Annotated in this window: 22 protein-coding genes and 1 riboswitch; of the genes, 15 read left to right on the top strand and 7 right to left on the bottom strand. The window is 74.4% G+C overall.

Going from position 1 to position 22,275, the window contains the following annotated elements; translation table 11 throughout:
- The first annotated feature begins 53 nt into the window (after nt 1-53).
- A complete protein-coding gene (locus ABT299_RS36295; RefSeq protein WP_500253494.1) occupies nt 54-1,295 on the top strand; it encodes an ion channel protein in 1,242 nt (413 codons plus the stop codon).
- Nucleotides 1,296-1,309: 14 nt separating this feature from the next.
- Here the strand turns inward: ABT299_RS36295 and hpnH are convergent, their stop codons facing one another.
- Nucleotides 1,310-2,311, bottom strand: coding sequence for an adenosyl-hopene transferase HpnH (hpnH, locus tag ABT299_RS36290; protein ID WP_500253493.1), 1,002 nt, complete (start codon nt 2,309-2,311; stop codon nt 1,310-1,312).
- A gap of 117 nt (nt 2,312-2,428) precedes the next feature.
- Between hpnH and ABT299_RS36285 the strand changes: the two genes are divergently transcribed.
- Together ABT299_RS36285 and pabB are read left to right on the top strand one after the other, a co-directional pair.
- Entirely contained in the window at nt 2,429-3,031 is a 603-nt protein-coding gene (locus tag ABT299_RS36285; RefSeq protein ID WP_500253492.1) for a TetR/AcrR family transcriptional regulator, read from the top strand.
- 49 nt (nt 3,032-3,080) lie between these two features.
- Nucleotides 3,081-3,162, top strand: a riboswitch (ZMP/ZTP riboswitch).
- A gap of 24 nt (nt 3,163-3,186) precedes the next feature.
- Nucleotides 3,187-5,301, top strand: coding sequence for an aminodeoxychorismate synthase component I (pabB, locus tag ABT299_RS36280; protein WP_500253491.1), 2,115 nt, complete (start codon nt 3,187-3,189; stop codon nt 5,299-5,301).
- Here pabB and ABT299_RS36275 read toward each other — a convergent pair.
- Nucleotides 5,212-5,871, bottom strand: coding sequence for a helix-turn-helix domain-containing protein (locus tag ABT299_RS36275; protein ID WP_500253490.1), 660 nt, complete (start codon nt 5,869-5,871; stop codon nt 5,212-5,214). The genes pabB and ABT299_RS36275 overlap by 90 nt on opposite strands.
- 92 nt (nt 5,872-5,963) lie before the next feature.
- Between ABT299_RS36275 and ABT299_RS36270 the strand changes: the two genes are divergently transcribed.
- The 4 genes from ABT299_RS36270 to ABT299_RS36255 all read left to right on the top strand — a co-directional run bounded on the left by ABT299_RS36270 (nt 5,964) and on the right by ABT299_RS36255 (nt 10,254).
- Nucleotides 5,964-6,947, top strand: coding sequence for an NAD(P)/FAD-dependent oxidoreductase (locus ABT299_RS36270; RefSeq protein WP_500253489.1), 984 nt, complete (start codon nt 5,964-5,966; stop codon nt 6,945-6,947).
- Nucleotides 6,944-8,146, top strand: a complete 1,203-nt coding sequence (locus tag ABT299_RS36265) for an MFS transporter (RefSeq protein WP_500253488.1) — start codon at nt 6,944-6,946, stop codon at nt 8,144-8,146. The genes ABT299_RS36270 and ABT299_RS36265 overlap by 4 nt, the downstream gene beginning before the upstream one ends.
- Nucleotides 8,147-8,228: 82 nt before the next feature.
- On the top strand, nt 8,229-9,311 hold the full coding sequence (locus ABT299_RS36260; RefSeq protein WP_500253487.1) for an NAD(P)/FAD-dependent oxidoreductase: 1,083 nt from the start codon (nt 8,229-8,231) through the stop codon (nt 9,309-9,311).
- Between the two features lie 37 nt (nt 9,312-9,348).
- Nucleotides 9,349-10,254 carry an RNA polymerase sigma-70 factor gene (locus ABT299_RS36255; protein WP_500253486.1) on the top strand — a complete coding sequence of 302 codons (906 nt, stop codon included), beginning with the start codon at nt 9,349-9,351 and terminating at the stop codon, nt 10,252-10,254.
- A gap of 26 nt (nt 10,255-10,280) precedes the next feature.
- Here ABT299_RS36255 and ABT299_RS36250 read toward each other — a convergent pair whose 3' ends face one another.
- Nucleotides 10,281-10,751, bottom strand: coding sequence for an STAS domain-containing protein (locus ABT299_RS36250; protein ID WP_500253485.1), 471 nt, complete (start codon nt 10,749-10,751; stop codon nt 10,281-10,283).
- 216 nt (nt 10,752-10,967) lie between these two features.
- On the opposite strand from ABT299_RS36250, the gene ABT299_RS36245 reads away from it, so the two are divergent.
- From ABT299_RS36245 to ABT299_RS36225, 5 genes are all read left to right on the top strand, one after another.
- Nucleotides 10,968-11,405 carry a hypothetical protein gene (locus tag ABT299_RS36245; RefSeq protein ID WP_500253484.1) on the top strand — a complete coding sequence of 146 codons (438 nt, stop codon included), beginning with the start codon at nt 10,968-10,970 and terminating at the stop codon, nt 11,403-11,405.
- 128 nt (nt 11,406-11,533) lie between these two features.
- On the top strand, nt 11,534-12,469 hold the full coding sequence (locus ABT299_RS36240; protein WP_190851059.1) for a DUF5996 family protein: 936 nt from the start codon (nt 11,534-11,536) through the stop codon (nt 12,467-12,469).
- Between the two features lie 25 nt (nt 12,470-12,494).
- Nucleotides 12,495-12,953, top strand: coding sequence for a VOC family protein (locus ABT299_RS36235; RefSeq protein WP_500253483.1), 459 nt, complete (start codon nt 12,495-12,497; stop codon nt 12,951-12,953).
- Nucleotides 12,954-13,137: 184 nt separating this feature from the next.
- Entirely contained in the window at nt 13,138-14,094 is a 957-nt protein-coding gene (locus ABT299_RS36230) for a sigma-70 family RNA polymerase sigma factor (RefSeq protein ID WP_500253482.1), read from the top strand.
- Nucleotides 14,095-14,142: 48 nt separating this feature from the next.
- Nucleotides 14,143-14,592, top strand: a complete 450-nt coding sequence (locus ABT299_RS36225; protein WP_500253481.1) for a MarR family winged helix-turn-helix transcriptional regulator — start codon at nt 14,143-14,145, stop codon at nt 14,590-14,592.
- Here the strand turns inward: ABT299_RS36225 and ABT299_RS36220 are convergent.
- Complete coding sequence (locus ABT299_RS36220) at nt 14,564-15,754, bottom strand: hypothetical protein (protein WP_500253480.1); 1,191 nt, start codon at nt 15,752-15,754, stop codon at nt 14,564-14,566. The two genes, ABT299_RS36225 and ABT299_RS36220, sit on opposite strands and share 29 nt — an antisense overlap.
- A 72-nt stretch (nt 15,755-15,826) precedes the next feature.
- Nucleotides 15,827-16,834: an adenylate/guanylate cyclase domain-containing protein gene (locus ABT299_RS36215; protein ID WP_500253479.1), complete on the bottom strand. Its 1,008-nt coding sequence runs from the start codon at nt 16,832-16,834 to the stop codon at nt 15,827-15,829.
- 91 nt (nt 16,835-16,925) lie between these two features.
- On the opposite strand from ABT299_RS36215, the gene ABT299_RS36210 reads away from it, so the two are divergent.
- On the top strand, nt 16,926-17,693 hold the full coding sequence (locus ABT299_RS36210) for a MerR family transcriptional regulator (RefSeq protein ID WP_190851085.1): 768 nt from the start codon (nt 16,926-16,928) through the stop codon (nt 17,691-17,693).
- A 42-nt stretch (nt 17,694-17,735) separates the two neighbouring features.
- On the opposite strand, the gene ABT299_RS36205 is transcribed toward ABT299_RS36210, so the two are convergent.
- Nucleotides 17,736-19,451 carry an RNA polymerase sigma factor gene (locus ABT299_RS36205; RefSeq protein WP_500253478.1) on the bottom strand — a complete coding sequence of 572 codons (1,716 nt, stop codon included), beginning with the start codon at nt 19,449-19,451 and terminating at the stop codon, nt 17,736-17,738.
- A gap of 251 nt (nt 19,452-19,702) precedes the next feature.
- Between ABT299_RS36205 and ABT299_RS36200 the strand changes: the two genes are divergently transcribed.
- Nucleotides 19,703-19,948: a hypothetical protein gene (locus ABT299_RS36200; protein WP_206699739.1), complete on the top strand. Its 246-nt coding sequence runs from the start codon at nt 19,703-19,705 to the stop codon at nt 19,946-19,948.
- Nucleotides 19,945-20,409: an SRPBCC family protein gene (locus tag ABT299_RS36195; RefSeq protein ID WP_500253477.1), complete on the top strand. Its 465-nt coding sequence runs from the start codon at nt 19,945-19,947 to the stop codon at nt 20,407-20,409. The genes ABT299_RS36200 and ABT299_RS36195 overlap by 4 nt, the downstream gene beginning before the upstream one ends.
- Here ABT299_RS36195 and ABT299_RS36190 read toward each other — a convergent pair.
- Nucleotides 20,370-21,992, bottom strand: coding sequence for a long-chain-fatty-acid--CoA ligase (locus ABT299_RS36190; RefSeq protein ID WP_190851099.1), 1,623 nt, complete (start codon nt 21,990-21,992; stop codon nt 20,370-20,372). The two genes, ABT299_RS36195 and ABT299_RS36190, sit on opposite strands and share 40 nt — an antisense overlap.
- Nucleotides 21,993-22,275: the final 283 nt, after the last annotated feature.

The following is a 22,275-nucleotide window of genomic DNA, read 5'->3' as shown; positions in this document are numbered from 1 at the left end:
TTCGCGGGTAGGGAGGAGGAAGATCGATCGCGTCGGCTCCGGGGGGAGGGCGGGTGGCCGGCACCACCGCGACCCAGCCTCGCGCGCTGCTGGCGCTGTCGCTGCCCGCACTGCTGATCGGCGTGGGGGCGAGCCTGCTCCTGCTCGGCGTGAGCACCGTCGCCGAGGCGCTGCAGAAAGCCGTCTGGGACCGGCTCCCGCACGCCCTCGGCATCGGCGGGGAGCCCGCCTGGTGGACGGTCCTGATCCTCGTCCTGGCGGGCGTCGCGGTCGGCCTCGTCGTCTGGAAGGTGCCGGGCCACGCGGGACCCGACCCGGCCACCGAGGGCCTCGTCGCGCCGCCGATGCCCGCGCCCGTCGTCCCGAGCCTGCTGCTCGCCACCGTCCTCACGCTCGCGGGCGGGGTCAGCCTCGGCCCGGAGAACCCGATCACCGCGGTCAACGTCGCGCTGGCGTTCGCGCTCGGGCGGCGCTTCCTGCCCAGGGTCCCGGGCGAGGCGTGGGTGGGGCTCGCGGCGGCCGGGACGATCGGCGCGCTGTTCGGCACTCCGGTCGCGGCCGCGCTCATCCTGTCGGAGACGATGACGGGCGAGTCCGGCACCCCGCTGTGGGACCGCCTGTTCGCGCCGCTCGTCGCCGCCGGCGCCGGGGCGCTCACCACCGTCGTGCTCGCCGCGCCGGTGCTGGCGGTGGACGTCCCCGGCTACCCCGGCTTCACGCTCGTCGACCTGGTCAGCGGCTCGGTCATCGCCCTCGCCGCGTGCGCGCTCGGGCTGGTGCTGGTGTACGCGTTCCCGTACGTCCACGCCGCGTTCCACCGGCTGCCGGGCCCGGTCGCCGCGCTCGTGGCCGGCGGGGCGGTGCTCGGCGTGCTCGGCGCGATCGGCGGCCGGATCACCCTGTTCAAGGGCCTGAGCGAGATGAAGACCCTCACTGAGCACGTGTCGTCGCACTCGACGGGCGGGCTGCTGCTGATCGTCGTGGTGAAGCTGGCCGCGCTGCTGATCGCCGCGTCGTGCGGGTTCCGCGGCGGGCGGATCTTCCCGTCGGTGTTCACGGGCGTCGCGATCGGGCTGCTCGCGAACCGGCTGGTGGACGACGTCCCGGTGTCCCTCGCGATCAGCGCGGGGGTGCTCGGGCTGCTCGTCGCCGTCACCCGGCAGGGCTGGCTGAGCCTGTTCATGGCGGTCACCGTCGTCACCGACATCAAGCTGCTGCCGCTGATGTGCGTCGTCGTCCTGCCGCCGTGGCTGCTGGCCGTCGGGCGTCCGCCGATGCTCGTCAAGGAGGGCTGACGAGGCGCGGGGCGTCAGCCCGCCAGGGCCCGGAGGCTCTCGCGGAGCGACTGCGTGGTGGCGAGGACGGCGGTGGGCTCGTAGCCGCAGTGGGCCATGCAGTTGTCGCAGCGCGGGTCGCGGCCGCGGCCGTAGGCGTCCCAGTCGGTGGTCTCCAGCAGCTCCTTCCAGGAGGCGGCGTAGCCGTCGGCGAGCAGGTAGCAGGGCTTCTGCCAGCCGAGGAGCGAGTACGACGGCACGCCCCACGGCGTGCACGCGAACTCGCGCCGGCCTTCGAGGAAGTCGAGGTAGAGCGGGGAGTGGTTGAGGCGCCAGCGCCGCCGGCGGCCGCCCGCGAACGCCTGCCGGAACAGGTCGCGGGTCTGCTGGACGCCGAGGAACCGGTCCTGGTCGGGGGCCTTCTCGTAGGCGTAGCCGGGCGCGATCTCCATCCGGTCGACGCCGAGCTCGTCGTTCAGGTAGTCCAGGGTCTCCCGGACGGTCTCGGGGGTGTCGGTGTTGTAGAACGTCGAGTTCGTGTAGACGGCGAACCCGGCGGCCTTGGCGGCCCGGATCGCGTCCACGGCCTCGTCGAAGACGCCGTCCTTGCTGACGGACTCGTCGTGGCGCTCTTTCAGCCCGTCGATGTGCACCATCCAGGCGAAGTCGCGGTGCGGGCGGAAGCGGTGCAGGTGCTTGCGCAGCAGCACCGCGTTGGTGCACAGGACGACGAACTTGCGGCGCCGCAGCAGCTCGACGACGATCCGGTCGATCTGCGGGTGCATGAGCGGCTCGCCGCCCGCGATCGACACCATCGGCGCGCCGCACTCCTCGACGGCGGCCACCGCCTGCTCCACCGGCATCCGCTGCTTGAGCAGCGACGCGGGCTGCTGGATCTTGCCGCAGCCGGCGCACTTGAGGTTGCAGGCGAACAGCGGTTCCAGCTCCATGATCATCGGGAACTTCGCGGTGCCGCGGATCCGCTGCCGCACCAGATGGATCCCGATCTTGACCGCCAGCCGCATGGGCAGTCCCATGTGCGCCTCCCTGAGCCGCGGGTGTCGTCCGTGCGCCGGACCGTCCCGGCATCCGGACGATGCTCCATACAGCGAGTATGAAACATGGTAGCTGTACGTCAATATAGGTTCGCGGGTATGACGCCGTCCCGACGCGCCGAGCACGCCGCCGACACCCGCGCCGCCCTGCTGGCCGCCGCCCGCGCGCTGTTCGCCGAGCGCGGCTACGCCGCCACCGGCACCGAGGACGTCGTCGCCGCCGCCCGCGTCACCCGCGGCGCGCTCTACCACCACTTCCGCGACAAGGCCGCGCTGTTCGGCGCCGTGGTCGAGCAGGTCGGCGCGGAGCTGGCCGAGCGGCTGATCCGCCAGCAGCTCGACCGGCCCGCGGCGGGCGGCCCGCTGGCCCGGATCCGGGACGGCCTCGCCGCGTTCCTCGACACCTGCGTCGACAGCGACTTCCAGCGCCTCGTGCTCGTCGAGGGCCCCATCGTGCTCGGCGCCGACGCCTGGAACGACCTCGCGGAACGGCACGGCCTGCGGCTGCTCACCGAGTGGCTGGAGCGCGCGATGGACGCCGGCGAGCTCGACCGGCAGCCGCCGGGCGTGCTGGCCCGGCTGATCGTCGCGATGATCATCGAGGCGAGCCTCGTCATCGCGCGCGCCGCCGACCAGGCCGCCGCGCGCGCCGAGGTCGGCGCCGTCCTCGACCGCACCCTCCGCGGCCTCCGGCCGGCCTGAGCGCACCTCCGGCCGGGCTGACCACCGGGCGCCGCCTGCGGTTACAGTGTGGGCGGGCCGTGACTGGCGCCTAGGGTGGAGCACCACCGGGGAGCGGCCCGCCACCGCCGCCGTGCGCCTGGGCGATCCATGACGACGCCCGGGAGCGGTCGCCGATGCGGACACTTCTGATCGACAACTACGACTCGTTCACGTTCAACCTGTACCAGCTGCTGGGCGAGGTGAACGGGCGGCCGCCGACGGTCGTCCGCAACGACGCCGACTGGTCGGGGCTGTCCCCCGCCGACTTCGACAACGTGGTCATCTCCCCCGGGCCGGGACGTCCCGACCGCGACCGCGACATCGGCATCGGCGCCCGGGTGATCGACGAGTGGTCGCTGCCGCTGCTCGGCGTGTGCCTGGGGCACCAGGGCATCTGCCACCGGCTCGGCGGCAAGGTCGAGCACGCGCCGGAACCCGTGCACGGACGGGTCTCCCAGGTCGTCCACACCGGGGAGGGGCTCTTCGCGGGGCTGCCGTCGCCGCTGCCCGTCGTCCGGTACCACTCGCTGGCGGTCACGGCGCTGCCCGACGAGCTGGAGGCCGTCGCATGGTCGGACGACGGCGTCCTGATGGGGGTGCGGCACCGGTCGGCGCCGGTTTGGGGCATCCAGTTCCACCCCGAGTCCATCTGCACCGGTCACGGCCGCGAGCTGCTGGCCAACTTCCGTGACCTCACGCGCGCGCACCACGGCGCGGGGCCCTACCGGCTCCACGTCCACCGGCTGGCGGCGGCGCCCGACCCCGAGGCGGCCTACCGGACGGTGTTCGCCGGACGCTCCGGCGCGTTCTGGCTGGACAGCGGCACGCACGCGGAGGGGACGTCGCGGTTCACGATGATGGGCGACGGCGACGGCCCGCTCGGCGAGCTGGTGACGTACCGGGTCGCGGAGCGGCGCGTCCGGGTGGACGGGCACGGCACCGTGTCGGAGCAGCCGGCCGGCTCGTTCTTCGACTACCTGGAACGGGAGGTGACCCGGCGGGCGCTGCCCGACGACGGCGATCTCCCGTTCGGGTTCCGCCTGGGCTACGTCGGCTACCTGGGGTACGAGCTGAAGGCCGAGACGGGCGGCACCGCCGCGCACGCCTCGCCCACCCCGGACGCCGCGATGGTGTTCGCCGACCGGGCGCTGGTCATCGACCACGCGGAAGGCGAGTCCTACCTGCTGCGCCTCAGCCGCCTGGCCCGCGACCCGGAGGTGGACGCGTGGTTCGCCGCGACCGCCGCGCGCGTCCGCGGCCTGCCGTCCGAGCCGGCTCCGCCGCCGACCGGGCCGCTGACCGGCGACGCGGCGGAACCGCCCGTCGAGCTGCACCACGACCGGGAGGCGTACCTCGGCCTGGTCGCCGAGTGCCTGGACGAGATCCGCGACGGGGAGTCGTACGAGATCTGCCTGTCCAACACCGCGACCGCGCGCACCGCCGTCGACCCCGCCGCCACGTTCGCGCACCTCCGGCGGGTCAGCCCCGTCCCGTACGGCGCGCTGCTCGCCTTCCCCGGCGTCGCGGTGCTCAGCGCCTCGCCGGAGCAGTTCCTCGCGGTGACGTCCGAGGGGCTGGTGCGGTCGAAGCCGATCAAGGGCACCCGGCCCCGCGGCGCCGCCCCCGGGCACGACGACGCCCTCCGCCGCGAGCTGGCGGCCAGCGAGAAGGACCGTGCCGAGAACCTCATGATCGTGGACCTCGTCCGCAACGACCTGAACACCGTCTGCGCCGTCGGCTCCGTGCGCGTCCCGCGGCTGTTCGACGTCGAGTCGTTCGCGCCCGTCCACCACCTGGTGTCCACGGTCGAGGGCAGGCTCCGCGACGGGGTGACGGCGGTCGGGTGCGCGCGCGCCGCGTTCCCGCCGGGGTCGATGACCGGCGCGCCGAAGGTCCGCACGATGGAGATCATCGACCGGCTGGAGGGGCGGGCCCGCGGCGTCTACTCCGGGGCGCTCGGCTGGTTCTCCCTCGGCGGCGCGTGCGAGCTCAGCGTCGTCAACCGGACGATCGTCGTCGCGCCCGGCGGCACCTCCTTCAACGTGGGCGGCGCGATCGTCGCGCTGTCCGACCCGGAGGAGGAGTTCGCCGAGACCCTGGTGAAGGCCCGCGCGATGATCGCCGCCATCGCCGCGTCGGCGCCCCCGGCGCCGGAGCCGTCACCGGCCGGCGTCGCGGGGGCGCGGCCGGGCGCGGATGTGGACGCGCTCCCCCTGGCGGCCGAACAGGTTGAGGACCTCCACGGGTGAGTCCCCGGCGGGGCCGAACCAGTGCGGCAGGCGGGTGTCGAACTCGGCGGCCTCGCCCGGCCCCATGACGAGGTCGTGATCGGCCAGGATGAGCCGCAGCCGCCCGGACAGGACGTACAGCCACTCGTAGCCCTCGTGCGTGCACGGGTCGGGGATGTTCTGGTCCGCCGGGATGATCGACTTCCACGCCTGGAGCGGGCCCGGGTGCGGCGTCAGCGGGATCACGGTGCGGCCGTTGCGGACGACGGGCTTCGCGCGCACGCGCGGGTCGCCGACCTGCGGCGCCCCGACCAGCTCGTCCAGCGGCACCTGGTGGGCCTGCGCGATGGGCAGCAGCAGTTCGAGGCTCGGGCGGCGCTGTCCCGTCTCCAGCCTGGACAGGGTGCTCTTGGAGATGCCGGTGGCCTCGGACAGCGCCGCGAGGCTCACGCCGCGCCGGGTGCGGACGCGCTTGAGGCGGGGGCCGACCTGGGCCAGCGTGTCGGCGATCGCGGCCGCCGGAGCCGGCGCGCTTGCCGGAGCCGACGCGCCCGCCGGGGCGGGCGCGAAAGGCGGGGAGTGCTCGGTCATCCCCCCATTCCACCTCCCGCGTCCCGGAAACGGCAACAGAAGTTGTCGGGTCGGGATGCCGGGCCGGAGCATCGGCGGCGGAGGTGATCGCCGTGAACGAGGCGACGAACGACCGGGCCGGCGGCGCGCCGCGCGCCACCGGGGACGGGTCCTACGACGTGGTGGTGGTCGGCGCGGGTGCGGCCGGACTGAACGCGGCCCTGGTGCTCGGACGGGCCCGCCGCAGGGTGGCGGTGATCGACGCCGGTGAGCCGCGCAACGCGCCCGCCGCGCACATGCACGGCTTCCTGTCCCGCGACGGGCTGCCCCCGGCGACGCTGCTGGAGCTCGGCCGCGCCGAGATCGCGCGGTACGGCGCCGGGCTGATCCGCGGACGGGTCGAGCACATCGACCCCGGCTTCCGCGTGCGCATGGACGGCGGGCCTGTGCTCGCCGCCCGCCGGATCCTCGTCGCGACCGGGCTCCGCGACGAGCTGCCGGACATCCCGGGCGTGCGCGAGCGGTGGGGCAAGGACGTCCTGCACTGCCCCTACTGCCACGGGTTCGAGGTCCGCGACCGGCCGCTCGCCGTCCTCGGCACCGGTCCCGGCGCGGTGCACCAGGCGCTGCTCCTGCGCGGATGGAGCGACGACGTCGCCTTCTTCGCCCACACGCTCGACCTGGCGGCGGAGGACCGCGAGCGGTTGGAGGCGCGCGGGCTCCGCATCGTCGAAGGCCGGATCGAGCACCTGGTCACCGGCCGGGACGGGCTGCGGGGCGTCGCGCTCGCCGATGGCCGGGTGGTCCCCCGCGCCGCCGCGTTCCTCTTCCCCCGCATGGTCCCGAACGACGCGCTGCTGACCCGGCTGGGCTGCGAGAAGGACGGCGGATGGGTCGTCACCGACCGCACCGGGCGCACGAGCGTCGCGGGCGTGTGGGCGGCGGGGAACGTCGTGGACCCGCGCGCCCAGGTGGTCACGGCGGCCGGGATGGGCTCCGCCGCCGCGTTCGCGATCAACAACGACCTGCTGGACGAGGACGTCGCCGACGCGGTCGCACGGCGCCGCGCCGCCACCGTTGGCGGTGGGGTCCGGTGAGCGCGGCGTCCAGGGGAAGGCTGCCGCTCGGCGTCTACCTGCTCGCGTTCAGCCTGTTCGCGATGGGCAGCGCGGAGTTCCTGCTCGCGGGGGTCCTGCCGGACATCGCCGACGACCTCGGCGTCGGCCTTTCGTCGGCGGGCGCGCTGATCTCGGCGTTCGCGATCGGCGTCGTGATCGGCGGGCCGCCGTTCGCGATCCTGACGCTGCGCTGGCCGCGCCGCACCACGCTCGTCGCCACGCAGGCGGTCTTCGCCGTGGCGGTCGCCGGAGGGCTGCTGACCAGCAGCTACACGGTGCTGCTGGGGTGCCGCTTCATCTGCGGGCTCGCCTACGCGGGGTACTGGGCGGTCGCCGCGGTCACCGCCGTCGGCCTCGTCGCCCCCGACCGCACCGCGCGGGCCTCCGGGGTCGTCGTCAGCGGGCTCAGCCTCGCGATGATCGCGGGCGGTCCGGCGGGCGCGCTGCTCAGCCACTTCACCGGATGGCGGGGCGGATTCTGGGGCGTCACCGCGCTGACCGCCGCCGGCGCCGTCCTGAGCCTGACCGCCGTGCCCGCGACCGGCGGCGGCGAGGAGCCCAGCGTCAGGCGCGAACTCGGCGCCCTGAGGCGGCCGCAGCTGTGGGTCGTCTACGCGGCCACCCTGCTGAGCACCGCCGCCTACATGATCTCCTTCAACTACCTCGCGCCGCTCCTGACCGGCGTCACCGGCGTCCCCGAGGTGTGGGTGCCCGCGCTCCTCGCGCTGTTCGGCGCCGGCGCGTTCGCCGGGCTGTCGGTCGGCGGGCGGATCGCCGACCGGCACCCCACGCACGCGCTGCTCGCCGGGGCCACGGGGATCCTGGCGTGCTCCGTCCTGCTCGCGCTGCTCGCCCGGCACGCGTGGGCCGTCGTCCCGCTCGTCGCGCTCCTCGGAGTCGCGGGGTTCGTGCTGAACCCGGCGATCTACGGGCGGGTGTTCGCGATCGCCGGGCGGGCGCCGACGCTCGCGGGAGCCACCACCGTCTCGGCGTTCCAGCTCGGCATCAGCCTCGTCCCGGCGCTCGCCGGAGCCGCGCTGAACGCCGGCGCGGGCATCACCGCCGTCGCCTGGATCGGCGCGGCCCTCGCCGCCGCCGTCGTCCCCGCCGCCCTCCTCGACCGGGCGCTGTCCCGGCGCCGGTCGCGGGCGGTGCCCGCCCAGGTCACGGCGGTGTGACGCACGTTACCCGCGGCGCTGTTATGGGCCGGGCGTCCCCGGTGTCTCGTGGGCAGACCCATCCGAGACGCAGGAGGCGGACATGAAGGTGATCGTGGCAGGCGCCGGGTACGCCGGGACGCTCGCGGCGAACCGGCTGGCGAAGAAGGCGCCGGGCGCGGAGATCACGGTGGTGAACCCCCGGCCCGACTTCGTCGAGCGGGTGCGGCTGCACCAGCAGCTCGCCGGGACGGGCCGGGCGGCGACCCCGCTGGCGGAGATGCTCCGCGACGGGATCCGCACGCGGCAGGCGGCCGTGGAGAAGATCGGCGACGGGTGCGTGGCGCTCGACGGCGGCGAGACCCTCGACTTCGACTACCTGGTCCTGGCCGTCGGCAGCACGCTCTCGCCGCTGCCGGGCACCGTCCCGGTCGGGACGTGGGAAGGGGCGGAGCAGGCCCGCGCGGCGCTGGCGGCCCTGCCCGCGGACGGCGCGGTGACCGTCGTCGGCGCCGGGCCGACCGGCATCGAGACCGCCGCCGAGGTCGCCCACGCCCGCCCCGGCCTGACGGTGCGGCTCGTCGGACGGGACTTCGCGGCCTCCCTCTCGGAGAAGGCCCGCGCGCGCGTGCGGACCGGCCTGGAACGGTTGAATGTGACGGTGCTGGACGACACGGTGACGGAAGTGCGGGACGACGGCGAGGTGCTGCTGGGCTCGGGCGGGCGGCACGCGTCGGACCTCGTCCTGTGGGCCGTCATCGGCGGCGTCCCCGACCTCGCCGCGCGCAGCGGCCTGGAGGTCGACGAGCGGGGCCGCGCCCTCGTGGACGAGTACCTGCGCAGCACCGGCGACCCGCGCATCGTCGTCGCCGGCGACTGCGCCGCCGTCCCCGGCTCGCGCATGTCCTGCCAGACGGCGGAGCCGCAGGGGACGCACGCCGCCGACACGGTGGCCCGGATGATCCAGGGACGCCCGCTCAAGCCGTACTCGGTGGACTACGTCGCCACGTGCATCAGCCTCGGCCGGCGCGACGGCGTCATCCAGCCGTCGCACCGGGACGACAGCCCGCGCCGCCGGTTCCTCGCCGGACGGGCGGCGGCCCTGACGAAGGAGGGGGTCGTCCGCAGCGCCCGGTTCAGCGCCAGGACCGGCATCGGCGCCACCGGGCTCCCCGGATCGAAGTGACCGGCCGGCGGAGCCGGCACACGACAGGGACGAGGACATGACCGACGACCACGCCACCGACGCGGCGACCGACGCCTTCGTCGCCCACCGCAACCTCCTCTTCACGGTCGCCTACGAGATGCTCGGCTCTGCGGCGGACGCGGAGGACGTCCTCCAGGAGACGTGGCTGCGGTGGGTCGGGGTCGATCTGGACCAGGTGAAGGACCCGCGCGCCTACCTGGTCCGGATCGCGACCCGGCAGGCGCTCAACCGGCTGCGCACGATGTCCCGGCGCAAGGAGTCCTACGTCGGCCCCTGGCTGCCGGAACCGCTGCTCACCGCGCCGGACGTGGCGGAGGACGCCGTCCTCGCCGAGAGCATGTCGATGGCGCTGATGCTGGTGCTGGAGACGCTGTCGCCGACCGAGCGCGCGGTGTTCGTGCTGCGCGAGGCGTTCGACGTGAGCTACGAGGAGATCGCGGCCGCGGTCGGCAAGAGCCCCGCGGCCGTCCGGCAGATCGCCTACCGCGCCCGGCGGCACGTCGACGCCCGCCGTCCACGCGAGGCGGTCTCGGCGAGCGAGAGCCGGGCGGTCGTGGAGTCGTTCCGGCGCGCGCTCGACACCGGCGACCTGCAGGGCCTGCTGGACGTCCTCGCGCCCGAGGTCGTCCTGATCGGCGACGGCGGCGGCGTGAAGCAGGCCGCGCCGCGGCCGATCGTCGGGGCGAGCAAGGTCGCGCGCTACATCGTCGGCGGCAGCGGCAAGGTCAAGAGCACGGTCGCGATCACGACGGAGCTCACGGTCGTCAACGGCGCGCCGGCGCTGCTCCTGCGGCTCGACGGCGAGATCGACGGTGTCATGGCGGCCCGCGTGGAGGGCGGCCGCATCACCGGCCTCTACTACGTCCGCAACCCCGCGAAGCTGACCCGCGTGGACTCCGAGACCCCGCTCAGCCTGGGCTGAGCGGGCCGCCCGCCCTGGCGGCCGGTTCAGGGGCCGGTGCGCGGCACCGTGGTCTGGTGCACGGCGACCGCCGGCTCCACCGTCGAGTAGATCGGCACGAACCGGGTGAAGCCGGTGGTGCGCAGGACCTCGCGGATCCGCAGGTTGACCGCGGCGAGGGCGAGGGTCCCGGACGCGCGGGCGCCCTCGCCGGAACCGTCCGCGCGGGCCCCCTCCTCGCCGGACCCTGCCCCGGGGCCGGCGGCGCCCTCGCCGGGGCCGGGGCGCTCGGGCGCGGACAGCAGCCGGTGGATCCCGGCCAGCACGCTGAGCCCGCTGGAGTCGATGAACGCGACGCCCGCGAAGTCCAGCACCAGGTGGCGCGCGCCGCGCGCGATCAGCGCGGCCAGGTGGTCGCGCAGGCGGCCGGCGGTGGCCACGTCCACCTCGCCGGTCAGCGTGACGACGACCAGATCGGTGTGCACCGGGTCGGCCCGGCTCTCCACGGTCAGGCCCATGGTGGCTGCTCCATACCCGGACAGGAGCCGATCACTCATTTCTCTTGTTTCGGACGTATTTGACGGAAAGACCGGAATTCCACTGCCAGGGAAACGGGGCTTTTTGCGGCGGTTGCGCGGCCCGCCGGGAATCGCCGCGCTCCCTTGCGGTCGCCCGTCCGGCGCGCTCTCCCTGGAAGACTCGACGGTCGACATCGACGCGACGAAGAAAAGACGATGAGCAGCGAGGCGCAGCGGAACACGGCACCGGGGGTCCGATACCGAGGGGACCGCCGGGACCCGCGCGCGCGAACGGGCACCGCCGGGCCGCCCGCCGCCGTCGCGGACCTCGCCCCGCCCCGCCCGCCGGGAGCGCCCGGCCCTGCGTCCGCGCTCCGCCCGCCCGCCTCCCCGCACAGGACGCGGGCCCGCCGGGCGGCCGTGGGCAGGGCCATCGCCCGCACCGTACTGATCATCGCCGCCGGCCTCGCGACCGGGCTGCTGACGACGCTCACGTTCGTCCTGCTGCTGTTCGCGGTCGGGTACCTGCTCCAGGGCACGTGGCGGACGGGCCTGTGGCTGCTCGCCGCCGCGCCGGCCGCCTTCGCGTCCGCGCTGGCCGCCGGCGGCTGCCTGTTCCGGCTGATCCGCCGCGCCCGCTTCCGCCGCATCTGAGGGCCGCGCGGCGGCTCCGGGGCCGCCGCACCGGACGGTTGCCCGAGGGGAACCAGGGGTAGGGGGCGACCATAGGAGGCGGGCGGTCCCCCAGCGCCCGCGGACGCGTGCGCGCGAGGGGGACTCCAGTGGGGGAGCACAGGCAGGAGGAATGGCCGCGGCTGCGCGTCGCGGACTGGACCGGCACGCGGGAGACCCTGCACATGTGGGCGCAGATCGTCGGGAAGATCCGCATGGCGCACGCGCCGCTGGTCAACCACTGGTGGCAGGTCACGCTGTACGTGACCCCGCGGGGCCTCACCACCTCGACGATCCCGTTCGCGGCCGGGGCGTTCGACATCGAGTTCGACTTCGTCGGCCACGTGCTCCGCATCCGCTCCAGCAGCGGCGAGGAGCGCCGGGTGGCGCTGGAGCCGAAGCCGGTCGCCGACTTCTACGCCGAGACCATGGACCACCTCGTCGGGCTCGGGATCGAGACGACGATCCAGGCGCGGCCGAACGAGGTGGAGCCGTCGATCCCGTTCGCCGACGACCACCAGCACGCGTCCTACGACCCGGACGCGGCGCGGCTGTTCTGGCGGCAGCTGCTCCAGGCGAACCGGGTGCTCGGCGAGTTCCGGTCCCATTTCGTCGGCAAGGTGAGCCCGGTGCACTTCTTCTGGGGCGCGATGGACCTCGCCTGCACCCGGTTCTCCGGACGCGACGCGCCCCGGCATCCCGGCGGCGCGCCGAACTGCGGCGACTGGGTGATGGTCGAGGGGTACTCGAAGGAGCTGAGCAGCTGCGGGTTCTGGCCCGGCCTCGACGAGGGCGCCTTCTACGCCTACGCCTACCCCGAGCCCGACGGGTTCGCCGAGCGTCCCGTGGCGCCGGACGCGGCGTTCTACAGCCGCGAGAATGGGCAGTTCCTGCTGCCGTACGAGGCGGTGGCCACGGCGGACGACCCGGACCGGACGCTGTCCGCGTTCCTCCAGAGCACCTACGAGGCCGCCGCGGACCTCGGCGGCTGGGACCGGGCCGCGCTGGAGGACGACCCGAACCGCTGGGCCCCGTACCGGGTGTAGCGCGCGACGAGAGAAGGGAGCCGGGATGCCCGGCCAAGGTGGTTTCCCCGCACCGACCGAAGGGCTGGTGCTCACGCACTTCCTGACCGTCCGGGACGTGGCCGTCTCCAGGGACTTCTACGTGAACGTCCTGGGCGGCGAGGTGGTCCTGGAGGAGAACCCCGCCACCGTGAAGGTGGCGAACAGCTGGATCATCATGAACCCCGGCGGCGGACCGACACCGGACAAGCCGGACATCGTCCTTACGCCGCCCTCGCCGGGCGACCCGGTGTCGACTTTCATGAACGTCCGGGTGGCGGACATCAACGCCTTCTATGAGCACGCCAAGGCCCAGGGCGCCGAGTTCGTCACCGAGCCGCTGGACCGCAAGGCCGAGATCCGCTGCTACATGCGCGACCCCGACGGCTACCTCATCGAGGTCGGCCAGGCGACCGGCCTGCTCCAGGGCATCTTCGCCGACCCGCCGGCGTCGTCGTCCGGCTGAGGGATCGTCCCGCCGCCCCCGTTCCCGGGCGCTCCCGGCGGGATTTCTTCGCCGGGAGCGATGAACGGACGGGAGCCGGCCGGTATATCCGACGACCTGACGCGTGCCCGGACGCCCGCGCACACACAGCCCGTCGCGCGAGCGGGCGTTCCAGCGCGGCGGACGCCCTTGGAGGAGGCCCGGTATGGACGAGGACTTCGAGGCCCGTGTGGAGCCCTACCGGCGCGAGCTGCTGGTGCACTGCTACCGGATGCTCGGGGCCGTCCACGAGGCCGAGGATCTGGTCCAGGAGACGATGCTGCGCGCGTGGCGGGCCCGCGAGCGCTACGACGCGGGGCGGGCGTCCGTCCGGACGTGGCTGTACCGGATCGCGACGAACGCCTGCCTGACGGCGCTGGAGGGCCGGTCGCGGCGGCCGCTGCCGTCCGGCCTCGGCGCCCCGAGCGAGGATCCGCACGCGCCGCTCGTCCCGGCGCTGGACGTGCCGTGGCTCCAGCCGTTCCCGGACGCGCTGCTCGGCGATCCGGCGGAGCGGGCCGTCCGGCGGGGGACCCTGCGGCTGGCGCTGATCGCGGCGATGCAGGCGCTGCCGCCCAAGCAGCGGGCGGTGCTGATCCTCCGCGACGTGCTGGAGTTCCCGGCGGCGGACGTCGCGGAGCTGCTGGAGACGAGCCCGGCGGCGGTGAACAGCGCGCTCCAGCGGGCGCGGGCAGGGCTGGAGGAGGCGTCCCCGGCGGAGGACCGGGTCGCCGAGCCGGACGACGGCGCGATGGACGCGCTCGTGGACAGCTACGTCCGGTCGTTCGAGGCCGCCGACGTGGCGGGACTGGTCGGCCTGCTGACGGAGGACGCGGTGCTGGAGATGCCGCCCGTCCCGCTCTGGTACCGCGGCAAGGACGCCTACGGACGGTTCATGGAGCGGCTCTTCGCGATGCGGGACACCGACTGGCGGATGGTCCGGACGGCGGCGAACGCGCAGCCCGCCGTGGCCGCCTACCACCGGGACGACGACGGCGGCCACGTGCTCCACACCCTCCAGGTGTTCGACGTCCGCCCCGACGGGCTGGCGCGCAATGTCGTCTTCCAGGACGCGCGGGTCTTCGCGGCGTTCGACCTGCCGCCGCGGCTGGAGGCCCGCTGAGATTCCGGTTGCGGGCAACTCAATGGGCGCAAACGTAGACTGGCGGGCATGACCGGGATCCCCGACGGCGACCTGATGCGGCTCGACCACCAGGTCTGCTTCGCCCTGCACACCACGTCCCGGGCCTTCGACGCGCTCTACCGGACGGAGCTGAGCGGCCTAGGGCTGACGTACCCGCAGTACCTGGCGATGCTCGCGCTGTGGGAGGCGGACGGTCCGACGGTCAAGCGGCTGGGCGAGCGCCTGCGGCTCGATTCGGGGACCCTGTCGCCGCTGCTCAAGCGGCTGGAGTTCGCGGGCCTGGTGGAGCGGCGCCGCAGCCGCGACGACGAGCGCTCGGTGACGGTGCACCTCACCGAGCGGGGCGACGCGCTCCGGGCGCGCGCGGCGGACGTCCCGCGCCGGATCCTGGAGGCGACCGGCCTGGACCTCCAGGAACTCCTCACTCTGCGCGAGACGCTGCGCCGCGTCACCGCGAACCTCGACGCCGCTCGTTGAGTCGCTGGTCGTTGAGTCGCCGGGCGGGGATGCGGTCGAGGACGGGGAGCGGGACCAGCCCGTACTGGTAGAAGTCGACGGTGTCGGCGCCGGACGCGCGGGCCACGTCGATCTTGTCCGCCAGGTGTTCGGCGGACGCGGTGTCGGGATGCCCCGGGCGCAGGACGGCCCGCAGCCGGGTGTCCGGGCCTAGTGCGGCTCGGTAGGCGGCGACGTCCTCGGCGATCCGTGCGGTTTCCCGGGCGTAGCAGAGAACGGCATAAGACGGGACGGCACCCGCCAGGGAGGCGGGGTCGATGCCGACCTGCCAGGCGTCGGCGGCGGCCGGGGCACCGCTGGGGAGGCCGTCCGCGTAGCCCTTCATGGCGCCGGTCAGGTCCACGAACGTCAAGCGGGAGCCTTCCGCCGCCACGGCGTCGGCGACCTCGGCGGCCAGGGACGTGACGACCGGCGTGCGCGCGCGGGCGAACTCGGCTAGGGCGTCCGGGATCTCCTCCGCGGGCGGGCCTCCGTCGAGCACCGACGCCGCGAGCCGGGCCGCGACGTCGCGGGCCTGATCGGCGCCGGGGACGCGGCGGCGGCAGTGCTCGCAGAAGCACAGGCCGAGGGCGAACTCGGCGGCCGGGCCGAGGTCCACGAACGAGCGTTCGTGGTGGTAGCCGTGGCCGAACGTCCCGAAATGCAGGGACTCGGCGACGACGGAGTCCATTCCCTGCCGGGCTATGGCGCGGCCTAGGGCGACGGCGTAGGCGCGGACGTCCGGGTGGGACGGGCAGAGGTCGGCGGGCGCGGCGCGGTCGCCGAAGCAGTTCTCTTGCGTCACGTCCGGGAACGCCAAGCCGAGCGTGGTGTTGTGCAGGAAAACGCCCCACCCGTGCAGGGGGACGCCGAGCGCGCGCGTCTCCTCCCGAAGCGCGCGCAGCGGCTGCTCGTCCGCGCCCTCGCGCACGGGCGGGACGAGCCGGAGCCCGTCGAAGTGGCCGTCCAGCGGGAAATGGACGCCGTCGTGGCGGAACGTGACGCGCGAGCGGCCGTGGGGCGTCACGTCGCGGGCGCGGTGGTAGGCCGCGCCGACCGTGATCGAGGAGACCCCGTGGGCCAGGATCCGCGCGGCGTCGACGCCGCGCAGGTCCTCCACCAGGACATAGAGGGAGGAGTCCATCAGCTCTTCTCGTGGACGGCGACGACGGGCCCGACGAGGATACGGCGCCCTCACCCGACCGCGCCTAGCGCGTCAGCGCCGGCCTTCGGAGGCGCGGCGCAGGAGCCGCGGCCTGACCCGCCCCAGGCCCTGCAACGGGCGGGGCCGGAGCGACGAGATGTCGAAGCGGCCGCCGCTGGGCAGCGCGGACGCCAGCTCGCCGTCGATCAGGACGGTGCCGGGGTAGGCGGTCGCGGTGAGCCGGGCGGCGAGGTTGACGGGCGTGCCGAAGACGTCGCCGAGCCGCTGGATGACCTCGCCGTACGCCAGGCCGACGCGGACCTTGGGGAACTCGGGGTCCTCGTTGAAGCGCTCCGCGACGCGCAGGCCGATCTCGGCGGCGGCGGACGGGTCGGTCGCGACGAAGAGGACCTCGTCGCCGAGGGTCTTGACGACCCGGCCGCCGAGGTCCGCGACGATCTCCGCCGTCGCGGACTCGAACCGCTCGACGAACGCGGCGAGCGCGTCGGCGTCGAGGCTGCGGCTGAGCCGGGTGAACGAGACGACGTCGGCGAACCCGACCGCGAGGTGGGCGAGGCCGGCGCCGGGGTCGGACGGCGCGGCGGCCGTGACGGCGGCGGCGCGCATCCCGGCGGCGGTGAGCTGGCGGCGCCAGCCGTGCAGCAGCAGCCGCTCGAACGCGGGCCGCAGCTCCTCGGTGGCGGCGAGGGCCGCGGTGACCAGGTCGGGCGTGACGGGCTGGTCGGCCGGCAGCACGCTGAGGCGCTGCAGCCAGACGTCGCCGAGCCAGCTCGCGAGCCGCCCCATCGTCTGGCCGACGGCGCGGACCAGCTGCAGGACGGTGTCCTCGTCGACGAGGTCGTGGCCGAGCACCTCGTTGATCTCGCGGAGGGCGGTGACGTCGCCGTCGGTGAAGGCGACCTCGTCGTCGGGCGGGATGGGGAAGCCCAGGGCCTGCCAGATGCGGCGCGCGTACGCGTCCGGGACGCCGGAGAGGGCCTCGACGTCCTTGCGCGTGTAGCGCAGGGGCCCGCCGAGGAGGGTCTCCTCGATGTCCAGGGGTCCGCCGGGGTCCGTCATGGACTCCCCCTCTATGTCTCATTGATCAATGTCACAATGATGGCGGAGTAAGATCGCGGCGGTCAAGATGGACGCAACCGGCAGGCGGGGCATGGCCGAGTACCGAATCGACGACCTGGCGCGGGCCGCCGGGAGCACCGTGCGCAACATCCGCGCCTACCAGGACCGGGGGCTGCTGCCGCCGCCGCGGCTCGCCGGCCGGGTCGGCCTGTACGACGACTCGCACCTGGCCCGGCTGCGGCTGATCGGCCAGCTCCTCGGCCGCGGCTACACGTTCGCGGTCATCAAGGACCTGCTGACGGCGTGGGAGACCGGCCGGGACGTCGGCGACGTCCTCGGCCTGGAGAAGGTGCTCACCGACCCGTGGTCGGACGAGATCCCCGGCACCGTCGGCTACGACGAGCTCATCGCGATCTTCGGCGCCGGGCTGGACGAGGCCGAGCGGGAGCGGATGCGGGAGCGCACCGTCGCGCTCGGCCTGATCGAGCCGGACGGCGAGAAGTTCCGCGTGCCGAGCCCCCGGCTGCTGCACGTCGGCGCCGAGCTGGTCGCGGCGGGCATCCCGCTGGACGCGGTGCTCGACATCGCCGAGAGGATCCGCGGCGACGTCGACGTGATCGCGGGACGGTTCGTCGGCCTCGTCCAGGAGCACGTCTTCGCCCGGCTGGAGGACCAGCCGGGCGGCGAGGAGGTCACCGAGGTCGCCGCGGTGGTGCGGCGGATGCGGCCGCTGGTGAAGATGGTCGTCGACCCGCTGATCGCGCGGGCGATGGAGGCCCGCGTGCAGGCCGCGCTCGGCGAGCACCTCGAGACGATCAGGGACCACCTCGCCGGCGACGGCCGGCCCGCCGCCGGCTGAGCCCGCGGCCCCGGGGGCCGCGCCGCCGGGCGGCCCTGCGCGTCACAGCAGCGAGGCGCCCCACTTGACGGTGACCTGGTGGGCGGCGCCCTCGGAGTCGGTGAAGGTCAGCGTGCCCTGGCCGGGCAGGCCGATGAGCGCGGTCCGCAGCGTGACCGTCACGTGCGCCGTCCCGCCCTTGGCGACGCCGCCCTGCATCTGCGACAGCACCAGCTCGCCGTTGGACGTCATCGCCGTCCAGGTCACCGGCCCGTTCTTGGCGGACAGGCTGACCTGCGCGGTCTTGGTGCCGTACATCTCGACCGTGCCGGGGTTCACCACGAGCACGCCCGGCCGCGCGGGCGGCTTCGGGGTCGTCGGCGTGGGCGTCGGCGGCGCGGACGTCACCGGGGGCGACGGGCTCTTCTCGTCGGTCTGCGGCTGGACGGGCGCGCCGGACGGGCCGCCCGGCACGCCGGACGGGCCGCCGGGGCCGCCGGGCGCGCCGGACCGGTGGCCGCCGTGCTCCTTGCTCCCGCCGCCGTGCCCGCCGTCGTGCTTGATCGTCGGCTGGTTCAGGAACGGCGGCCACGACAGCGTGCCGCCGCCGATGCCGGGCCCCATGAGGAGCGCCGCCACGACCGCCGCGACCAGCGCGCCCGCCATCCCGCCGCCGGTGAACAGCCACCGCCGGGTGAACGGCGACGGCACGTCCGGCTGGCTCGGCAGGCCCTCCGGGGTCAGCGGGCCGCCGCGCGCGGCGATGTCCGCGCGGTAGCCGGCCAGCTCCGGGTCGGTCGCGGTGTGCATGACGCGGTGGCGCAGCGCGGCGGGCAGCACGGGCGCGGGCGCCCGGCGCAGCAGCGGCGCGGCGCGGACCCGGCCGCGGGCCCGGCAGGCCGGGCATCCCTCGACGTGCTCGGCGACGGCCGGATCGGCGGCCTCGTCCGCGGCGGCGTCGCCGCGGCGGTGGAACGTCCGCCACAGCGCGGCGGACAGCGGGCCGCGCCTCGCCCCCTCGCGGGCGGCGCCGGACGCGCCGTCCGCCGTCTCAGGGCCGTCCACGGCGTCCCGGCGATCTTCGCCCCCCGGCGTCTCGGCGCCGGGCGGCCGCTTCGCCGGCGGGGTGCGGGCCGCCAGGACCGCGATGGCGGCGGGCCGGGTCTCCTCGGCCGCCTCGTCGTCGGGTTCCGGGACGGGCGCCGAGAAATCGGCGCAGGAGCGGGCGGCCCGGACGGCCTCGGCGGCGAGCGCCGCCTCCATCGCGGCGCCGCCCTCGCGGACGCGCGCGGCGGCGCGGCGGCCCGACATCCCGAGCGCGGCGCCGAGCCGCGCGGGCCGCAGGTCGTGCCGGAACGCCATCAGCACGGCCTCCTGGTCGACCGGGTCCAGGGCGTCGAGGGCGGCCCGCAGCAGGCGGTGCAGCTCGGCGGACGGCGGCCAGCCGGAGACGTCGCCGGCGTCGGCGCGCTCCAGGAACGGGGTGTCGGAGAACTCGGCGTCCCGGTCCCAGTAGAGGTGCCTCGGGCGGCCGCGGCGGATGCAGCGGCGCCGGGCGGAGCCGTAAAGCCACGAGCTCAGGTGCAGGTGGTCGCGCATCCGGGGGGCGCGGCGGCTCGCGTCGATGAAGGTGTCGTGGACGATGTCGGCGGCGGTCTTCTCGTCTCCCGTCATTGACAACGCGTAGTCGTAAAGGCGCTCACCGTACTCGTCATAGAGCGTGCCCAGCGCCGCCTCGTCGCCTTCGTTCAGACCCTGGACCAGTTTTCGGTCCGCCACGTCTTCGGAGGGAGACAATCTGGGCATACACGCTCCCCGACACCGGCATGAGAGTCCGCCCCCAAAGGGGCCGTCCGGACATTCAGCCCACCTTGCATACACCCCTTGGCCCGTTCGACACCACTCGATCCCCCGAAAACGCCGATACCGGTGACCGAACGCCGAAGCGCCCGCCCCTCTCGGTGACCACTCCGTTCATGACCGAGCGTCAGAATCCGGTCAGATGATGTTATGTTGGTACCATGGTACATGTGGACCGTGTTCAGACCGGCATGCGGATCGAGCGGAACGTGCTGAAGGTGCTCAAGGGGCTGGCCGAATACCTCGACATCTCGCTCGGCGACCTGGTCGAGGGCATCGCCCTGCACGCCTTCGACGGCAGCGCCCCCTTCTCCCCCGAGACGCTCGGCAAGATCCGGCAGCTCAAGTCCGTGTACGGGCTGACGCTCACCGCCGCCGACGCGCACGCCCTCACCGAGGACGGAGCGGCCCGATGAGGCGCCGGCTCACCGGGACCGTCCGGGTCCCGCTGCCGCCCGGCGAGGCGTTCGCGCTGTTCACGCCGCGCGGCGAGGAGCGCTGGGTGCACGGCTGGCGGCCGCTCTTCCCCGCCGGCGCCCCCGACGACACCGCCCCGGGCACGGTCTTCGAGACCGTCCACGGCACCGAGCGGACGACCTGGGTCGTCCTCGCCCGCGACCCCGGACGGCACGTCTCCTACGCCCGCGTGACACCGGGCCTCCGCGCCGGGACCGTCACCGTCGACGTCGTCCCGCACCCGGACGGCGGGAGCACCGCCGAGGTCGTCTACGACCTGACCGCCCTCACCGCCGACGCCGCGCCCGACCTCGCAGCGTTCGCCGACGGGTACCCGGCGTTCCTGCGGTCATGGGAGGACGCGATCGCCGCGCACCTCGCTCAGTCGACCCGCTCGACCTCCAGCCCGCCCTCCGCGTAGCGGCGGCGCAGCACCTTCTTGTCGAACTTCCCGACGCTCGTCTTCGGGACCTCGGCGATGAACGTCCACCGCTCGGGCAGCTGCCACTTCGGCACCCGGCCGGTGAGGAACTCCCTGAGCTGCGCCGCCGTGACCGACGCGCCGTCCCGGACGACCACGGACGCCAGCGGGCGCTCCTGCCAGCGGTCGTCCGGGACCCCGACGACGGCCGCCTCGATCACGTCCGGATGGGCCATGAGGTGGTTCTCCAGCTCCACCGAGGAGATCCACTCGCCGCCGGACTTGATGACGTCCTTCGCCCGGTCGGTGAGGACCATGTACCCGTCGGGGGAGAGGTTGCCGACGTCGCCCGTGCGCAGCCAGCCGTCGTGGAACCTGCCGGGGTCCTCGTCGCGGTAGTAGGCGCCGGTGATCCACGGGCCGCGGATCTCCACCTCGCCGACGGCGTCCCCGTCGTTCGGCAGCACCACGTCGCCGTCCCCGACCACCCGGATCTCCAGCCCGGCGAGGACCCGCCCCTGGCTGACCCGCGCCCGCCACGCCCGCTCGCCCTCCGCGCCCGCCGGCGCGTGCGCCATCGTCGCGACCGGCGACGTCTCCGTCATCCCCCACGCCTGCACGATCCGCACGCCGATCTCGTCGAACCCGCGCATGAGCGCCTCCGGCACCGCCGACCCGCCGCACGGGACGAGCCGCAGCGAGCTGAGGTCCGACCCGTGCTCCAGCGTGTACCGCAGCACGTCCGACCAGATCGTGGGAACGGCGCCCGCGATCGTCGGACGCTCCGCCTCGATCAGCCTCACCAGCGGCTCCGCCTGCAGGAACCGGTCCGGCATCACCAGCGCCGCGCCGGCCAGCATCGCCGCGTAGGGCAGGCCCCACGCGTTCGCGTGGAACATCGGCACGACCGGCAGCACGACGTCGGCGCCGCTCATCCCGAGCGCGTTCCCGGTGCACACCGACAGCGAGTGCAGGTACGCGGACCGGTGCGAGTAGACGACGCCCTTCGGGTTCCCGGTGGTGCCGCTCGTGTAGCACATGGCCGCCGCCGACCGTTCGTCGATCTCCGGCCAGTCGAACTCCGGCGGCGCGGCGGCGAGCAGCTCCTCGTACGAGTGCAGTTCCTTGCCCGCCGCCTCCAGGGGCGCCGTGTCGCCGTCGCCCACCACGACGACGTGCCGGACGGTCTTCATCTGCGGCAGCACCGGCGCGAGCAGCGGGATGAGCGACCCGTCCACGATGACGGCGTAGTCCTCGGCGTGGTTCGCGATGTACACGAGCTGGTCGGGGAACAGCCGCAGGTTCAGCGTGTGCAGGACGGCCCCCATCGACGGGACCGCGAGGTACGCCTCCAGGTGCTCGGTGTTGTTCCACATGAACGTGGCGACGCGCTGGTCACCGTCCACCCCGAGCGCGCGCAGCGCCCCGGCGAGCCGGGCGGCGCGCTCACCGACCTCGGCGTACGTCCGGCGCCGCGCGCCGTCCCCGGTCCAGGTCGCGATCTCCGCGGACCCGCACACCTGCGTGCCGTATCGCATGATCGTGGTGATGGTCAGCGGGAAGTCCTGCATGGTGCTCCACACGGCACACCTCCGGCTCAGCTGCGGAACTCCGTTCTAGCCCACCACCCCCCATTTGCCCAGAGCCCGACCCCAGCCCGGATGATCCGAACCTCAGCCACGCAAGCCCGAACCCCAGCCACGAAGGCTCGAACGCCCGCCCGAAGGCTCGAACCCCAGCCCGAAGGCTCGAACCCCCAGCCACCCTCACGGGCAGGCACGCGGAGCGAGCGCCAGCGAGCGCAGCGGGCCTGCCCGACGACTGACGGGCTGTTTCACGCGGAGCGCCAGCGGAGCGTCTAACAGC

Source organism: Spirillospora sp. NPDC000708 (assembly GCF_040299565.1).
Classification (GTDB): Bacteria; Actinomycetota; Actinomycetes; order Streptosporangiales; family Streptosporangiaceae; genus Spirillospora.
The sequence above is the reverse complement of the archived record's forward strand: the minus strand, read 5'-3'. Positions and strand labels throughout refer to the sequence as shown.

Coding starts and splice junctions, on each gene's coding strand:
- hpnH (WP_500253493.1), bottom strand. CDS start 2,311: ATGGGACTGCCCATGCGGCTGGCGGTCAAGATCGGGATCCATCTGGTG.
- ABT299_RS36285 (WP_500253492.1), top strand. CDS start 2,429: ATGACGCCGTCCCGACGCGCCGAGCACGCCGCCGACACCCGCGCCGCC.
- pabB (WP_500253491.1), top strand. CDS start 3,187: ATGCGGACACTTCTGATCGACAACTACGACTCGTTCACGTTCAACCTG.
- ABT299_RS36275 (WP_500253490.1), bottom strand. CDS start 5,871: ATGACCGAGCACTCCCCGCCTTTCGCGCCCGCCCCGGCGGGCGCGTCG.
- ABT299_RS36260 (WP_500253487.1), top strand. CDS start 8,229: ATGAAGGTGATCGTGGCAGGCGCCGGGTACGCCGGGACGCTCGCGGCG.
- ABT299_RS36255 (WP_500253486.1), top strand. CDS start 9,349: ATGACCGACGACCACGCCACCGACGCGGCGACCGACGCCTTCGTCGCC.
- ABT299_RS36250 (WP_500253485.1), bottom strand. CDS start 10,751: ATGGGCCTGACCGTGGAGAGCCGGGCCGACCCGGTGCACACCGATCTG.
- ABT299_RS36245 (WP_500253484.1), top strand. CDS start 10,968: ATGAGCAGCGAGGCGCAGCGGAACACGGCACCGGGGGTCCGATACCGA.
- ABT299_RS36235 (WP_500253483.1), top strand. CDS start 12,495: ATGCCCGGCCAAGGTGGTTTCCCCGCACCGACCGAAGGGCTGGTGCTC.
- ABT299_RS36230 (WP_500253482.1), top strand. CDS start 13,138: ATGGACGAGGACTTCGAGGCCCGTGTGGAGCCCTACCGGCGCGAGCTG.
- ABT299_RS36225 (WP_500253481.1), top strand. CDS start 14,143: ATGACCGGGATCCCCGACGGCGACCTGATGCGGCTCGACCACCAGGTC.
- ABT299_RS36220 (WP_500253480.1), bottom strand. CDS start 15,754: ATGGACTCCTCCCTCTATGTCCTGGTGGAGGACCTGCGCGGCGTCGAC.
- ABT299_RS36215 (WP_500253479.1), bottom strand. CDS start 16,834: ATGACGGACCCCGGCGGACCCCTGGACATCGAGGAGACCCTCCTCGGC.
- ABT299_RS36210 (WP_190851085.1), top strand. CDS start 16,926: ATGGCCGAGTACCGAATCGACGACCTGGCGCGGGCCGCCGGGAGCACC.
- ABT299_RS36195 (WP_500253477.1), top strand. CDS start 19,945: ATGAGGCGCCGGCTCACCGGGACCGTCCGGGTCCCGCTGCCGCCCGGC.